Source organism: Natronomonas moolapensis 8.8.11 (assembly GCF_000591055.1).
GTDB classification, from domain to species: Archaea; Halobacteriota; Halobacteria; order Halobacteriales; family Haloarculaceae; genus Natronomonas; species Natronomonas moolapensis.
Window position 1 is genome coordinate 1,362,245 of the sequence record NC_020388.1, and the last position, 15,023, is coordinate 1,377,267.

General features: G+C 66.3%; 14 protein-coding genes, 2 tRNA genes and 1 pseudogene. 8 read left to right on the top strand and 9 right to left on the bottom strand.

The window, feature by feature from the left end; translation table 11 throughout:
* Position 1 precedes the first annotated feature (1 nt).
* Genes NMLP_RS06800 through NMLP_RS06815 form a run of 4 tightly spaced genes read right to left on the bottom strand, consistent with a single transcriptional unit; the run spans position 2 to position 4,026 of the window.
* A complete protein-coding gene (locus NMLP_RS06800) occupies positions 2-814 on the bottom strand; it encodes an ABC transporter ATP-binding protein (RefSeq protein WP_015409387.1) in 813 nt (270 codons plus the stop codon).
* Positions 811-1,716 (bottom strand): ABC transporter ATP-binding protein, encoded by a 906-nt coding sequence (locus NMLP_RS06805; RefSeq protein WP_015409388.1) that lies wholly within the window; start codon positions 1,714-1,716, stop codon positions 811-813. Before NMLP_RS06805 ends, NMLP_RS06800 begins: the two co-directional genes overlap by 4 nt.
* Positions 1,709-3,079, bottom strand: coding sequence for a branched-chain amino acid ABC transporter permease (locus tag NMLP_RS06810; RefSeq protein WP_015409389.1), 1,371 nt, complete (start codon positions 3,077-3,079; stop codon positions 1,709-1,711). The genes NMLP_RS06805 and NMLP_RS06810 overlap by 8 nt, the downstream gene beginning before the upstream one ends.
* Positions 3,076-4,026 carry a branched-chain amino acid ABC transporter permease gene (locus NMLP_RS06815; RefSeq protein WP_394296873.1) on the bottom strand — a complete coding sequence of 317 codons (951 nt, stop codon included), beginning with the start codon at positions 4,024-4,026 and terminating at the stop codon, positions 3,076-3,078. Before NMLP_RS06815 ends, NMLP_RS06810 begins: the two co-directional genes overlap by 4 nt.
* 426 nt (positions 4,027-4,452) lie before the next feature.
* Here NMLP_RS06815 and NMLP_RS06820 point away from each other — a divergent pair, with 426 nt between their 5' ends.
* The 3 genes from NMLP_RS06820 (at position 4,453) to NMLP_RS06830 (ending at position 6,267) form a co-directional block, all read left to right on the top strand.
* Positions 4,453-5,640, top strand: coding sequence for a phosphoglycerate kinase (locus tag NMLP_RS06820; RefSeq protein ID WP_015409391.1), 1,188 nt, complete (start codon positions 4,453-4,455; stop codon positions 5,638-5,640).
* A 5-nt stretch (positions 5,641-5,645) separates the two neighbouring features.
* On the top strand, positions 5,646-6,188 hold the full coding sequence (locus NMLP_RS06825) for a GNAT family N-acetyltransferase (RefSeq protein ID WP_394296870.1): 543 nt from the start codon (positions 5,646-5,648) through the stop codon (positions 6,186-6,188).
* A 5-nt stretch (positions 6,189-6,193) separates the two neighbouring features.
* Positions 6,194-6,267: transfer RNA gene (locus NMLP_RS06830), tRNA-Thr, on the top strand.
* Positions 6,268-6,433: 166 nt separating this feature from the next.
* Here NMLP_RS06830 and NMLP_RS06835 read toward each other — a convergent pair.
* Positions 6,434-7,804 (bottom strand): geranylgeranyl reductase family protein, encoded by a 1,371-nt coding sequence (locus tag NMLP_RS06835; RefSeq protein ID WP_015409393.1) that lies wholly within the window; start codon positions 7,802-7,804, stop codon positions 6,434-6,436.
* Between the two features lie 184 nt (positions 7,805-7,988).
* Between NMLP_RS06835 and NMLP_RS06840 the strand changes: the two genes are divergently transcribed.
* The gene (locus NMLP_RS06840; protein ID WP_015409394.1) at positions 7,989-8,273 is read left to right on the top strand and encodes a DNA-directed RNA polymerase subunit L; all 285 of its coding nucleotides are present in this window, start codon (positions 7,989-7,991) and stop codon (positions 8,271-8,273) included.
* Between the two features lie 54 nt (positions 8,274-8,327).
* Here the strand turns inward: NMLP_RS06840 and NMLP_RS06845 are convergent, their stop codons facing one another.
* Together NMLP_RS06845 and hisF are read right to left on the bottom strand one after the other, a co-directional pair.
* A complete protein-coding gene (locus NMLP_RS06845; RefSeq protein WP_015409395.1) occupies positions 8,328-9,143 on the bottom strand; it encodes a hypothetical protein in 816 nt (271 codons plus the stop codon).
* A 92-nt stretch (positions 9,144-9,235) separates the two neighbouring features.
* A complete protein-coding gene (gene hisF, locus NMLP_RS06850) occupies positions 9,236-10,051 on the bottom strand; it encodes an imidazole glycerol phosphate synthase subunit HisF (protein WP_015409396.1) in 816 nt (271 codons plus the stop codon).
* A gap of 138 nt (positions 10,052-10,189) precedes the next feature.
* Between hisF and NMLP_RS06855 the strand changes: the two genes are divergently transcribed.
* The 3 genes and pseudogenes from NMLP_RS06855 to NMLP_RS14760 form a co-directional block, all read left to right on the top strand.
* The gene (locus NMLP_RS06855) at positions 10,190-10,609 is read left to right on the top strand and encodes an EamA family transporter (RefSeq protein ID WP_015409397.1); all 420 of its coding nucleotides are present in this window, start codon (positions 10,190-10,192) and stop codon (positions 10,607-10,609) included.
* Positions 10,610-10,691: 82 nt separating this feature from the next.
* Complete coding sequence (locus tag NMLP_RS06860; protein WP_015409398.1) at positions 10,692-11,258, top strand: thioredoxin family protein; 567 nt, start codon at positions 10,692-10,694, stop codon at positions 11,256-11,258.
* A 463-nt stretch (positions 11,259-11,721) separates the two neighbouring features.
* Positions 11,722-12,267 (top strand): annotated as a pseudogene (locus NMLP_RS14760) (O-methyltransferase); the annotation flags it as partial.
* A gap of 376 nt (positions 12,268-12,643) precedes the next feature.
* On the opposite strand, the gene NMLP_RS06870 reads toward NMLP_RS14760, so the two are convergent.
* The gene (locus NMLP_RS06870; protein ID WP_015409400.1) at positions 12,644-13,114 is read right to left on the bottom strand and encodes an FKBP-type peptidyl-prolyl cis-trans isomerase; all 471 of its coding nucleotides are present in this window, start codon (positions 13,112-13,114) and stop codon (positions 12,644-12,646) included.
* A gap of 453 nt (positions 13,115-13,567) precedes the next feature.
* Positions 13,568-13,652: transfer RNA gene (locus NMLP_RS06875), tRNA-Leu, on the bottom strand.
* Positions 13,653-14,018: 366 nt separating this feature from the next.
* Here NMLP_RS06875 and NMLP_RS06880 point away from each other — a divergent pair.
* Entirely contained in the window at positions 14,019-15,020 is a 1,002-nt protein-coding gene (locus NMLP_RS06880) for a complex I NDUFA9 subunit family protein (protein WP_015409401.1), read from the top strand.
* Positions 15,021-15,023 lie beyond the last annotated feature (3 nt).

The following is a 15,023-nucleotide window of genomic DNA, read 5'->3' on the forward strand; positions in this document are numbered from 1 at the left end:
ATCACCCGCCCAGGAAGTCCTGTCGGACTCCCTGGTCGGCCAGCAGTTCGACGCCGGAGTCCTCATAGCGGTTTCGTCCGTCGACCAGGACGTACCCCCTATCACACCGCCTGAGCGCCTCCTTGGCGTTCTGTTCGACCATCAGGATCGCCGTTCCGTCGTCGTTGATGCGGTCGATGCGGTCGAACATGTCGTCGACGAGGTCGGGTGCGAGACCGGCTGAGGGCTCGTCGAGCAACAGCAAATCGGGGTCGAGCATCAGCGTCCGACCCATCGCGAGCATCTGTCGCTGGCCGCCGGACATCGTCCCGGCCTTCTGTTCGCGCCGTTCCCGGAGGATGGGAAAGCGGTCGTAGACGGTCTCGAGGGCGTCCTCGGGCGTCTCGTCGAGGATGTACGCCCCCATCTCCAGGTTCTCCTGAACCGAGAGATTCGCGAACACATTGTCGTTTTGGGGCACGTAGCCGATCCCTTCGTAGATGATCTCCTCGGGGACGGTGTCGGTAATGTCCGATCCACCGAACGTGACGGAGCCGTCCATCCGGTTCGTCAGCCCGAACACGGATTTCATAAGGGTCGATTTGCCTGCCCCGTTCGGACCGACAATCGTGACGTACTCTCCCGGCCTGACGTCGAGGTCGACGTCCGAGAGAATCTGTAGGTCCCCGTAGCCGGCGTCGAGGTTTCGCACCTCGAGTATGCTGTCGTCCCAGCGCCTGGCACCTCTGTTGGCGCCGGTGTCGGCGTCTGTCTCGGGCTCGGCGTCGACCGCGTCCCCGGTGTCGGGGTCGGTCTCGCTGTCGATGTCACTCATTCGACGTCGCCCCCGAGATACGCCTCGATGACCGCCTCGTTCGATCGAACCTCGGACGGTGGCCCTTCCGTGAGGACGGACCCCTGATGCATCACGATGATGTGTTCGCAGTGCTCCATAATCAGGTCCATGTCGTGTTCGACGATGAGGAACGTGTACCCGTCCTCGCGAAGTTCGTGAATGTGCTCGAGGAGCCGCCCTTCGAGCGAGGGGTTGACGCCCGCGAACGGCTCATCGAGTAGCAACATCGTCGGGTCCGTCAGCAGTGCGCGGGCCAACTCGAGGAGCTTCCGTTGGCCCCCCGAGAGGTTGCCCGCATACTCTTCGGCGAGATGATCGATCTCGAAGAACTCGAGCATCTCCCAGCAGCGCTCGAGTACCTTCCGCTCCTGTTCGACGACGCCCCGGCGGGCGAGCGGCAGCACCGACCGCCACAGCGACTCGCCGAGTTGGCCCTTCGGTGCGAGCATCATGTTCTCGATGACGGTCATCTCCTCGAGCTCGCGAGCGAGTTGGAAGGTGCGGACGAGGCCGTGGTTTGCGATCCGGTTCGGCGACAGCCCCGTGACGTCTTCGCCCTGGAAGTAGACAGTCCCGTCGGTCGGTTCGTGGATTCCCGTGATGCAGTTGAACGTCGTCGACTTGCCGGCTCCGTTCGGGCCGATCAACCCGGTGATAGACCCCTTTTCGACGCTGAAACTCGCCCCGTCGACGGCGGTGATGCTGCCGAACTCCTTTCGCAGCCCCTCGACGCGGAGCGGGATCGAACTGGGCGTGTGTTTCGCCGCCCGCTCGATGTCCGAGTCGTGCGTCTCGACGCCCTCGCGGTCCTCGGGGGAGGCCCCCGACCGGCCCGAAACGGCCGTCCCGGCTGCCGCGTCAGTGGCTTCGGTGTCACTCATCTGCGTCCTCCTTGTCGGCGTTAGCGCTGTCGCCGAGCGACGTCGTTCCGGCCGATCCGCCACCCGCCGGTCGTTCGAGCCCGATCGGACTCGCGGCTTCCTTGCGGTGGCCGAGTATCCCCTCCGGCCGGTTGTGCATCAGGTATACGAGCACGAGACCCATGATGACGAGTTGTAGTTGTTGCATATTGTCGATCGTGTACACGAACAACGGGATCGGGTTCGCCGAGTCCACGATCGGCGCAACGGCCCCAGCGAACGTGTCGACCGCGTCGACCTCGATCGTCTCCTGAACGATGTTCTTGACGAACAGCGGCCCGCGGAACAGAAAGGCCGCAAACACCGCGCCGCCGACGACGCTGCCCGTGTTCGAGCCGGCACCGCCGATAATGAGCGCGATCCACACGAAGAAGGTGATCCGTGGTCGGAACGCGTCGGGCGTGATCGCGCCCTGTTCGGCGTAAAACAGGATGCCGGCCAGTCCCATCAATCCGCAGCCAATCATAAACGCCTGTATCTTGAATCGGCTCGTGTCCTTGCCGAGCGAGCGGGTCGCCTCCTCGTCCTCGCGGATCGCTTTCAGCACCCGACCGAACGGCGAGTTGCCGATCCGTCGCAGTGTCACGTAGAACCCAGCCAGGAACACCAGCAGGACGAGCGCATAAAAGAGGCCATCGAGTACGGGCTTTGGGTTCGCCCCGAGACCGAGTTGGGTTCCGAGCGACTCGGTGAACCCCACGTAGGCTTCCGAGAGCCCCAAGACGGCGAGAAGTTGATCCGTCGGGTCGAAATCGAGGATGAGCCCGGAGCCACCACCGAGACCGGTGTAGTACCCGGCGACGACGACGTCTTGGAAACTGGACTCGAGCAACGTGAACCGAACGATCTCGCTGAGGCCGATTGTGACGATAGCGAAGTAGTCGGCGCGGAGACGCAACGCCGGTAGCGCAACGAGACCGCCGAAGATCGACGCCGCAACGACGCCGCCGACGATACCGAGCCAAAGCGGCAGGCCGAACCCGCCCGTCGACCCGGCTGCCGGCTGTGTCAACATCGCGCCCTTCGAGAGGATGGCCGTCGTGTAGATGCCGATCGCCATGAACCCGATGACGCCGATGTTAAACAGTCCCGTGTACCCCCAATGGAGGTTGAGCCCGAGCGCCAACATAGCGAACACGGCAATATAAAACAAGAGCTGAGCGATCGAGTTGACCTGTTGTCTGACCCCGTACTCGAGGAGCATCCCGCCAGCGAGGTACAGCGCGAACAGCCCGGCAACGAGCGCCGTCAGCTTCACGGCGTCTTGCCCCCAGACCGCTGCCAGTGCCGTCGCGTTCGGGCTGTCGCCAGTCTCGTCGCTCATGCAGTCGACCTCCCGGAGAAGATGCCCGTCGGGCGCACGAGCAACACGACGATCATTACGACGAACGCGGCCGCCCTCGAGAGGCCAGTCGGGATCCAGACGACGGAGACCGACATCGTGAGACCGATGACGAGGCCGCCGACGATGGCTCCGTATATCGACCCGATTCCGCCGAGGATTACCGCTGCGAACACCGGCAACAGGAGGACCCACCCCTGGAACCAGTGTAGCGTCCCGTTCCAGATGACGAACATATAACCGGCGACACCGGCGAGACCGGCGCCGATGATCCACGTAAAGCGGATGACTCGCTCCGTCGGGATTCCGGTCACTCGGGCGAGGTCCTCGTTGTCCGCCATCGCCCGCATCGCCTTCCCGAGTTTCGTTCGCTGGAGAAGCAGGTGTAGCCCGCCCATCAGCGCGACCGCGACGACGACGAGCGACACCTCGTGCAGATCGAGGCTGACGATTCCGTCGACGAGTGGGATCGCGACGCTCGGAACGTCCCCCGATGCTGTCACCCCGCGCCGGCCGGGCCCGAAGACGAACTGAATCAGATACCGGAGTGCGAACGCGACGCCGACGCTCGTTATCAACAGCGCGATTCCGGACCGGTCTCTGATCGGCCGGTACGCCAGTCGGTCGATCGCAAGCGCGAGCGCGATCGCCGATGCCCCGGCGACGAGGACGCCGATGAGTACCGCGATCGGTGAGGTGGCAACCCCGATACCGAGGCTGGCCCCGAAGACCGACCCGCCCGCACCGACGAGTAGCAGCGACCCCAGATCGGCTTCCGCACCGAAGCCGCCCGCCACAACGTAGGTCGCCATCATCCCGGCGAAGGCCCCGCCGGTGATCAGATCGCCGTGCGAGAAGTTCGCGAAACTCAGGATGCTGTACGTCATGGAGAGTCCGATCCCGGCGAGGCCGAAAAACAGCCCCCGCATCAGCCCGTCTTTTATCAGTACGCCGAGTTCGGAGACCGGGGTCTGCCCCGACGCCAACTGCCAGCCGAGGTCGAAAAACAGGACCACCGCCACGACGACGACGACCGCACGAATAGGATCCGAAGCCAGTAGTTGCTGGCTTTTTTTATAAGTGTCCGTGATAGCTGTGCCCATACTGTGACTCTACTCGGGTAGGCGGTACACATCCTAAAGTACCCTTCGGCTTGTTCGAGTTCTGTCGGATCAGCCGGTCAACCCGGTCCGCGGCGTCGGTATCAGCCTCGCGAAGTCCGCGTCGCGGGCTGGCGATGCCGGACGGGCCGCGGGACGCCGTGGCCGCCGATCCGACCTCGTCTCCGCCCCGGCGGACCCGTCTGGCGGACTCGTTGCGCAAGGCTTTCGTAACGACCAATTGAGTGATCCAGTATGATACGGACGCTCGACGACCTCGACGCCGAGGGGGCCGCGCTCGGGGTTCGCGTTGACATCAACAGCCCGATCGACGGCGACGGGCTGGACGACGACGCCCGCCTCCGGGCACACGTCGAGACGATCGCCGAGTTGTGCCGTCGGGGCGCCCGCGTCGCGTTGCTCGCCCACCAGGGCCGCCCCGGCGGCGAGGAGTTCACCGACCTCCGGGCCCACGCCGACCGGCTCGACGAACTCCTCGGGTTCCCGGTCGCCTACAGCGACTCGACGTTCACCGCCGATGCCCGCGAGCGGATCGCGGGGCTCGAGCCCGGATCGGCCGTCCTCCTCGAGAACACCCGGTTTTATTCCGAGGAGTACATGTCGTTCGACCCCGAGGCGGCGGCGGAGACGTACCTCGTCGAGCGGCTCGCCCCCGCCCTCGACGCCTACGTCAACGACGCCTTCGCCACCTCTCACCGCCGCCAGCCGTCGATCGTCGGCTTCCCGGAGCTCTTGGACCCCTACGCCGGACGCGTGATGGAGCGAGAACTCGACGTCCTCGGCAACATCGCCGAGAGCCCCGAACCCCGCGTGTACGTCCTCGGCGGCGCGAAGGTCGACGATTCGATCGAGGTCGCGCGGTCGGTCCTCGAGCGGGGGCTCGCGGACTCGGTGTTGACCGCCGGCATCGTCGGCAACGCCTTCCTCCTGGCCGACGGCGTCTCGCTGGGGGCGGCCTCGGCGGGGGTCGTCAACGAACGAAGCCACGACGCGGTCAAGAACGCCGGGGACCTGCTGGACGACTTCAGCCACCGGATATATATGCCCCGCGACGTCGCCGTCGAGCGCGGCGACGAGCGATGCGAGTTCGACCTCGACGAACTGCCGAGCAACAGCCCGGCGATGGACATCGGCGTACGGACGGTCGCGGCCTACGCGGAGATTCTCGACGACGCCGGGACCGCGATCCTCAACGGCCCCGCCGGCGTCTTCGAGGACGACCGCTTCGAGACGGGCACCCTCGAGATGTACAGCTCCGCGACACGGGCCGATACGAGCATCGTCGGCGGCGGCGACACCGCCTCCGCGCTCCGGAAGCTCGACCTCCTCGAGGGGTTCGACCACGTCTCGACGGGCGGCGGCGCGGCGCTACGAATGCTGACCGGCGACACGCTCGCCGGCGTCGAGGCTCTCCACCGGTAGCCGTGGTGGCCGACGCACCGGACGACCTCGGCCCCGATCCCGACCGCAATTTCACACCACCGGGAGACGTGACCATCTCCTCGGCCGGTACCGACGATGCGGACCGGTTGGCCGACCTCTGGGTCGACCTCGCCGCCGACCAGCGCCGCCACAGCTCTCACCTCGAGGCCGAGGCCAACCGGGAAGTGATCCACGAAACGATGCTCAGACACGCCGTTACCGACACGGTCTTTTCCGCGCGGCGGGGCGGCACCGTCGTCGGGTTCGTCACGTTCGGGGTCGAATCGGGCCGCTACGAGCAGGACGTCACTCGGGGAACGATCCACAACGTCTACGTCGAACCGTCCGACCGCGGCGAGGGGATCGGGAGCGCGCTCCTCGCGGCGGCCGAGCGCGAGCTCGTCTCGCTAGGTGTCGGGGTCGTCACCTTAGAAGCGATGGCGCGAAACGACGCCGCGCGGTCGTTCTACGCGCGACACGGCTATACCCCCCACCGGATCGAACTCGAAAAGCCCATCAACGACGACCCCCTATCCAACGACGGGTGACGCGTGCCAGGGGAGCTTGGGTGGTTCAAGCACCCGACTTGTAATCGGGAGTTCGTGCGTTCAAATCGCACCCCTGGCTTCCGTCGGCCACGCTCTCGATCGATCCACGCCGCCGCCGGGAACCCGACGGGGCGTCGGCTTGATCGGCGGGGCTGCTTGCGATCCTGCCCATCGGCGATCGCTCTCCGTCCGGACTCGACCGCACCGAGTGGCATCGACCGGGGGACGCCCGGTACGGGGACGCGTCAGTACTTCGCTTCCGCGCCGGTCTCGGCGTAGATGTCGTCCATGATTCGGTCGCGCTCGCGCCGCCAGGCGGAAAACCCCCCGGGCGAGTCGGGGTACGCCCCGTAGTGTTCGAGCAGTCGATCCGCGAGCCGTTTCGTCTCGTAGAGGTTCTTCAGCGTCCCCCAGTGGCCGAAGCTGCGGACGAGCACCCGGAGTTTGAGCCCCCACCCCACGTTTGCCGACCCCGAGTACAGCGCATCCGAGAGCTTCTCGGCCGGCAGCGATGCCAACAGCGCGAGCAGGTCGTCGAGATCGTAGGCCGTCGACAGGATGTTGTAGGTGTCGAGGGCAGCGTAGCGGCCGCCGTAGTGCTCCATGACGCGCTTGTTGTATCGCCACAGCGACGACTCGCTCACGTCGTCGGTTTCCAAGGCTTCGATGGCCTGCTCGCCCGCGTACTGGCCGGCGTAGGCGGCCCCGGCGATCCCGCCGCCGCTGATGGGGTTGACGTGAGCGGCGGCGTCGCCGATCGCCATATAGCCGGGCGCGACCGCCGAGTCGTAGGGCCGGCGGGTCGGCAGCGCCGCTCCGAGTTTGTCCGTGACAGTGGCGTTTTTCAGCTCCGGACGGCTCTGGACGTCCTCCCGGAGGTCGGCGACCAACTGCATCGGCTCCTCGTTCATCTGGAAGCCCAGCCCGACGTTGATCTCCGTCGGCGTCCGCGGGAAATACCACAGATATCCCGCCGAGCGCTTCGTCGGCTTGAACACTAGAGCGTCGGACCACGCGACCGGCTCGTCCACCTCGATGACCTCCCGGTAGGCCGAGGAGAACTGCGAGTACCGGACGTTCGTATCGAAGCTCGCGGACTCGAAGTCGGCTTTGTCCTGCAAAAGCGAGAGAGCCCCGGCCCCGTCGAGGACGATGTCGGCCTCGTAGCGGCGGTGCTCGCCCTGTTTCGTCGCCTCGAAGCCGTACACTCGGCCGTTGTCATCCTGGAGGACGTCCTGGACGACGGTGTCGTAGTGAAACGTCGTGTCGGCGCGTTCGGCCCCGTCTATGAGCCGGCGGCCGTAATCGTAGCGGTCGATGACCGCGAGTTCGCCCGGGACGGGGATGTCGAGCGCCACGCCCTCTTGGGGAATCTCGAACCGGCCGTGATCGACCTCGGTGTTGGTAAACGAGTCCTCGATGTGGGACTTCGGGATCGATTCGGGGAATTTGTCGGCGCCCTTCAGCGCGTCGCCGCAGGCGATGTGGCCCGCCTCGGTCTCCGTTTTTCGCTCGACGATGACGACGTCGTAGCCGGCCCCGGCGACGGTCGCCGCGGCGTAACAGCCGGACGTCCCGGCCCCGACGATGGCGACGTCGTACTCGAACGTGGTCATGCACACTACTGAGCGCCGCGGGCGCAAAACTCTTTACTAGTCGGTGGGCCAGCAGTCCACCTCGTGGTTTATCAGTCGGTGGGCCAGCAGTCCACCTCGTGGGTCGCCAGAGCGGCCGCCTCCCCCGGCCACTCGGCCCGCGCTTCCGTAACGCTCATACAGCCGATACACCTACACACGGACAATGGATTTACGCGTCATCGAGAATCTGGAGACGGAACTGTCGATCGAGGTGCAAGGCGAAGACCATACGTTCATGAACGTGCTGAAGGGGGCGCTGTTGGAGGTAGAGGGCGTCACCACCGCGACGTACGATATGAACCCCGAGCAATCGGGTGGTCAGACCGACCCCGTGGTCACGCTCAAGACCGACGGCAGCATCGATCCCCTCGACGCCCTTGAGGCCGGCGCGGCCGGCGTCAAGACGAAGACCGGCGCCTTCGTCGACGCGTTCGAATCCGCGGCCTGACCCACCCCCACTCCCACACCCGGACGCGGCGACTACGTCTCGAGGAGTCGTCTCTCAACAGGTTATATACCCGACGAATACGGTCCCGTCCAGGGCGACGTGGACGTCGATCCCCTCGCCCCCACGATCGGCGAGGACGGCCTCGCGTACCCCGTCGTTCGACAGCAGTCCGTCGGCGATCGCTCCGGCGAGGGCGGCCTCGCCGTCGTAGGCCGACACGTCGACGTCGGGTTCGGCGATCCCGAACGTCGGCGAGGCCGAACACCGCGGCTCGAACGCCCCGAAATCGGGGACGGAGCCGTCGTAGTCGGGGTCGTATCGCTCCGCGACCCGGTGGCGGGTGGCGTACTCGGCGTACGCGTCGAGTCCCCCGCCGCGGGCGCGCTCACCGACGCCCGCCGCCGTTCGTTCGTCGTCGAAGCGCCCGTGTAGCTCGGTTTCGACGGCGGCCAGATCGAGCCCGTCGCTTCGGTCCGCGTCGCCAGGGACCTCCGGCGGAGCGGGCGGCCCGACGACGCCTGGGAGGGGAATCACACCCGCGAGAACGAGCCCCACGACCGCGACGACGGCGAGGACGCCGACCAGGTACGGCTTGCCGACCGAGAGGTACCCGGGAGTCGTCGTCTCTCCGTCCAGATCGACCTCGTCGGCCTCGCGTTTCTCGAGAGAGTGGTTCCCACAACGCGAGCAGGGCGGGGAGTGTTTGACGTGTTCGCGCCCGCAGTTCGGGCAGACCCACACGAGCGAACCGCTTTCGAAGGGCGAGGCCGATCCTGCCTCGATCGGTTCGAACGCCTCGTGGCCGCAGGTCTCACACGGCGGATCCTCGGCGTCGTACTCCCGGCCGCACCACGCACACTGCCACTTCACGGGCGCGCCCTCGCCGTCATTGTACTGTCCGCGAGAACGGCTGCTGTGAAATAAAAGCTTCCGTTAGCCGAACGCGGGCGTCGCATCGCCGCTCAGATCCGGATCGGGAGCCCCTGCTCGGCGAGGTGGCGTTTGGTCTCGTCGACCGAGTACTCCTCGAAGTGGAAAATCGAGGCCGCGAGAGCGGCGTCCGCGCCGGCCTCGGTGAACACCTCGTCCATGTGTTCGGGCGACCCACAGCCCGACGAGGCGATGACGGGCGTCGAGACGCTGTCGCAGACCGCCTTCGTCAGGGGAATGTCGTAGCCCCGTTTCGTTCCGTCGGCGTCGATGGAGTTGACGAACAACTCGCCGGCACCCCGGCTTGCAGCCTCGTTCGCCCACTCGACGACGTCGAGGCCGGTCCCCTCGCGGCCGCCTTTGACCGTACATTCGAACCAGCAGGACTCGCCGTCGACCTCGACGTAGTGTTCGCCCGCCTCGTCGAAGCGTCGCCGGGCGTCGACCGAAATGACGATACACTGGCTGCCGAACGCCTCGGCCCCCGCCTCGATCAGTTCGGGGCGTTCGATCGCACCCGTGTTGATCGACACCTTGTCCGCGCCGGCCCTGAGCGTCTCTTTGATATCGGGTTTCGTCCGGATGCCGCCGCCGACGGTCAGCGGAATGAAACACTCGTCGGCCACCGCCGAGACGGTGTCGAGCATCGTCTCTCTGCCCTCCGCAGAGGCGGTGATGTCGAGGAAGACGAACTCGTCGGCGCCGGCCTCGTTGTACTTCTTGGCGAGTTCGACCGGGTCGCCGGTGTACTCGAGGTCCTCGAAGTTGACCCCGGTGTAGACCGCCGCCTCCCCGTCGTCGTCGACGTCGACGTCGATACAGGGGATGATCCGTTTAGTGAGCGTCATTTACCGATTCGACGTTGACCGGGGCCGGGTTTGACGGTTTCGGATGTTCGGGTGGCGGAGATTGACAGCCTGCGGGAGCGAACAATAGCCCGCAAGAGGGGACATCGGCAGAGCCTTTTTATCGGGAAGATACTGCGCATGCAGTATCTCCGGTACGCCCTCGTGGCGCTCGTCGCCTACGCCGCGGTCGCGCCGCTGACGAAGGTCGCCATGCGGGACCTCCCCGCCGACAGCGTCGCGTTGGTGACTAACGGGATGCTCGCGATCGCCACGCTCGCGCTCGTCCTCGCGACCGACCGACCCCTCCTCGCCGCGCTGACACACGAGCGTGCTCCCTACATCTACGCCGCCGGGGCGTGTCTGACTATCGGCATCCTCGCGTACTACCGGGCGCTCGCCGCCGGGCCGGTCAGCATCGTCGTCCCCATCTTCGGGCTTTCTTTGAGTGCCAGTTCTGCCCTCGGGATCGTCTTTCTCGAGGAGACGCTGATGGTCCCGAAAGGGGCCGGCATCGCCCTCGCGGTCGTGGCGGTCTTTTCGACGACGTTCGGGGGGTAGCCTCGGGGGAGCGGCCCCCCACCGATCCCCGCCGCCCGCAGACGGAGGGATGACTTTTGTCCGCCGCCGGCCAACGGGTGGTATGGCACGCGAATCCGACGCCGAGGAGGTGGAGTACGGCGACCGAGCGCCGGCGTTCGAGTTGCCGGGGGCCGACGGCCGGACGTACGACCTCGAGTTCTTCGACGATCACGACGCTCTGCTCGTCGTGTTCATGTGCAACCACTGCCCGTACGTGCAGGCGAAGTTCGATGTGATGAACGCGATCGCCGCCGACTACGCCGACGTCGCGGTCGTCGGCATCAACTCCAACGATGCCGAGGCGTACCCCGAGGACGCCCTCGAGAAGATGATCGAGTACGTCGACCGCGGCGAGATCGACATCACGGCGTACCTGCGGGACGAGACGGCTGCCGTCGCGCGAGCGTACGGCGCGGTCTGTACGCCCGATCCGTTCCTGTTCGAAAACGACGACGGCGTGTTCCGGCTGGCGTATCACGGCCGCTTCGACGACGCGATGAACCCCGACGACGAGCCCGCCGGCGAACCGGGCGGCGACGTGCGCGACGCGATCGATGCCGTCCTCGCGGGCGAGGCTCCCGAGGAGACGTTCGTTCCCTCGCGGGGCTGTTCGATCAAGTGGCCATAGAGGCGCCACCGAGCTATAGTAGCGATCGGAAGACACTGCACACTCGATCGCACGATGGCAGTGCGATCGATGTGTAATCACTTGCGATGGTTACTATAGTCGAAAAACGTGACGAGCGCCGTGGAGGCGACACGGACCCGCGAGCGAGTAGGGTGGGGGTGTTTTTATAAAGAGTCAGGGAGATCACACTCTCCCGCGAGGACACAGAATAAATATCACACAGCCCGGAGCGCCTGCGGTACGGTGGGAGACGGTACTTCGGTGAAGTCGGCGCGGTCCGGCGTCTCGGTGGATCACTCCCACGATTTCAGTCGTTTGAGGGCCTCTACAATCGAATCCTCGCGCAGCCGAACGAACACCAATGCCACGTCCCGGTCTCGATCAGCCGTGACCGACGACCGTCTACGGGGAGCGCCGGTCCGCACGGAGATGTTTATAACTCCCTGCGGGACCCACAGTGGGTATGGGCGTGCCAGATGACGTCGAGGCGTTCGCGGCGGCGATCGGCCCCGAACCGGACGCGGTGCTCGAATCGATGGACCGACGCGCGGCGGCGGCGGGGTTTCCGACCGTCGGCCCCGCGGTTGGCGGGTGGCTCCGGGTGCTCGCCGGCCTCGTCGACGCCGAACGGGTCTTCGAGTTCGGATCGGGGTTCGGCTACTCCGCGTACTGGTTTCTCGGCGGGATGGCCGAGGACGGCGAGATCGTCCTCACCGAGATCGACGCCGAGGAGTTAGACGCCGCCCGGGAGTATCTCGAACGCGGCGGCTACGCCGACCGCGCGCGTTTCGAGGTAGGGGACGCAGTCGGGATCGTCGAGGACTACGAGGGACCCTTCGATATCGCGTTGCTCGACAACGAAAAGCACCGATACGTCGAGGCGTTCGAGGCGATCCGCCCGAAGCTCCCCGTCGGCGGCCTCGTCGTCGCCGACAACGTAATCGAGGGTCCCCACGAGTTCGGGACGCTACGCCGGCTCGTAGCCGAGGGCGGGGACGGCGATATAAACGTGGACGGCGGCAGGGAGAGAAGCGCCGATGGAGAAGCCGACGGCGACGGAGAAGCCGACGGCGACGGAGAAGCGGACGGCGGCGGAGAAGCGGACGGCGGCGGAGAAGCCGACGGCGACGGAGAGAGAAGCGACGACGGGCAACGACTCGGCGACCCACACGCAGACGCGGCCCGCGGGATCGAAGTGTATCTCGAGCACGTTCGATCCGCGGAGGGGTTCGAGACCGCGCTGCTCCCCGTCGGCGAGGGGCTGGCAGTCACGCGACGGACCGGGTGAGGTGGTGTTCGGCCCGAGGGTCGACAGCCCCCGACTCCGACAGCCTCCGACTCCGACAGCCTCCGACTCCGACAGCCCCCGACTCCGACAGCCCCGTTCAGTTGACCTCGACAATCTCGATTTCGAACGTCAGCGTCTCGCCGGCGAGTCGGGGGTTGAAATCGACCCGGACGACCGCCTCGCCGCTGTGGACGACCTCGCCGTGTTGGCCGTTCTGCGCCTCGAGGTAGGCACCCTCTTCTGGGGTCTGCCCGCCGAGCATCTCCCGTAGCTCCTCGGTCTCGAACTCCTGGACGCGCTCCTCGCTGTGTTCGCCGTAGGCCTTCTCGGGCGGGATCGTGAGCGTCGTGGTCTCGCCGGCCTCCAGGCCGACGAGCCCCTCCTCCATCCCCTCGATGACCTGTTCGGCGCCGACGTCGACCGTCAGCGGCGTGTACTCGCGGTCGGGCTGGGCCTCCGCCAGCCCCGCCTCCTCGGCGACGGCTTCGCGGGAGGTATCGAAGACGGTCTCATCGTCCAGTCGGCCGGTGTACTCGAGCGTCACGGAATCGCCAGTAGCTATCGTCACACCGGTTCGAGGTTCGCCACACGGAAAACCCGTTGCATCGGGAGGCGACCGGGCGGAAACTCGGTTCGAATTCCCCTGGTGTATCCGTGGTTCGCGGGATCTTCGCCGCAAAGTGCGCGGGACCGGATTCGAACCGGAGGGAGACGGTCGGCCTCGCTTCGCTCAGCCGCTGCGACTCCCTGGGTTCGAACCCGCTGACGATGCCACTCCGCACTGCTGTTCGGAGATGGCATGCGCGGGACCGGATTCGAACCGGAACCAGACGTGCTCGCTTCGCTGCGCGCGTCTGGTGGGACTCGAACCGCTCCTGCTCTCTCGTCGCTTCGCTCCTCAGTGCGCGGGACCGGATTCGAACCGGAGGGAGACGGTCGGCCTCGCTTCGCTCAGCCGCTGCGACTCCCTGGGTTCGAACCCGCTGACGATGCCACTCCGCACTGTTGCTCGGAGATGGCATGCGCGGGACCGGATTCGAACCGGCGGACCCCTACGGGATAGCGTCCTAAGCGCTACGCCTTTGGCCTGGCTCGGCAACCCGCGCGCAGTTTCCCGTACCGGAGTCACTCAAAAATAGCTGTCGCTCCTGAGCGGTCCGTCGGCAGCGGTCGGCGTTTGTACGAGGTGTATTTAAACACCCCGAACGACGGCGGGCCTCGCGATCGCCGTCTCTACGGCTCCCGCTGGACGATTCATTTATAAATGAGATCGACGCGGACGTTCCGAGAGTGTCTTCGTTCGCCTATCCGGCGTCGGGGGACGGTCGATCGTCCACCAGTATCAGCTGACCGGTTGCGGGCGCACCGAGGGGGCGTCCCAGACGGTCGATCGGCGGCGACCGTAGCACCTCTGTCGTCGACGGCTCGGTCGCGTCACGATAGTTTATACGGCGCGCGGGCCTACTTCCTGTATGCACGTACTCGTCGTCGGCGGAACGGGGTTCATCGGCACGCACCTCTGTCGGGAGCTACACGACCGGGACCACGAGGTGACGGCGTTGTCGCGCTCGCCCGGCTCGGCGGATCTCCCCTCGGGCGTCCGGACGGTGATGGGCGACGTGACGGCCTACGACTCGATCGAGGGGGCCTTCGAGGGCCAAGACGCCGTCGTCAACCTCGTGGCGCTGTCGCCGCTGTTCCGTCCGTCCGGCGGCAACGAGACGCACTTTCGAGTCCACGAGGGCGGGACGGCCAACGTCGTCCGGGCGGCCGAAGCGCACGGCGTCGATCGATTGGTCCAGTTGAGCGCGCTCGGGGCCGACCCCGACGGTGACACCGCCTACATCCGGTCGAAGGGACTCGCGGAGGAACTCGTCCGGGAGTCGGACCTCGAGTGGGTCGTCTTTCGGCCTTCGGTCGTCTTCGGCGACGGCGGGGAGTTCATCCCCTACACGAAGCGGCTCGCGCCGCCCTACGTCACGCCGCTGCCGGGCGGCGGCGAGACACGGTTCCAGCCGATCTGGGTCGGTGATCTCGTTCCGATGCTTGCGGACGCGATAGCGGGAAACGAGGGAGGAGGCGACGACGGGGGCAAGGGGAGAGGCGACGAGGCGGTCGAGGACGGAGACGACGCCCACGCCGGCGAGACCTACGAGGTCGGTGGGCCTGACGTGTTGACGCTCGCCGACCTCGCCGACCTCGCCCACGGGGCCGACGGCCGATCGGTCGGCGTCGTCTCGATCCCGATGTCGGTCGCGGGGATCGGGCTCAAATCGCTCGATCACGTTCCCGCGTCGGTGCTCGACGCCATTCCCGGCGTCCCGCGGATGGGTTCGGATCAGTTCCGGTCGCTGCAGTTCGACAACACCGTCGACCACAACGACGCGTCGGCGTTCGGGGTCGACGTTGAGGACCTGTTGACAGTCGCGGCGTATCTGGAGTCCGACGCGAATGCGGACGCAGCGCGCGCCTGATGC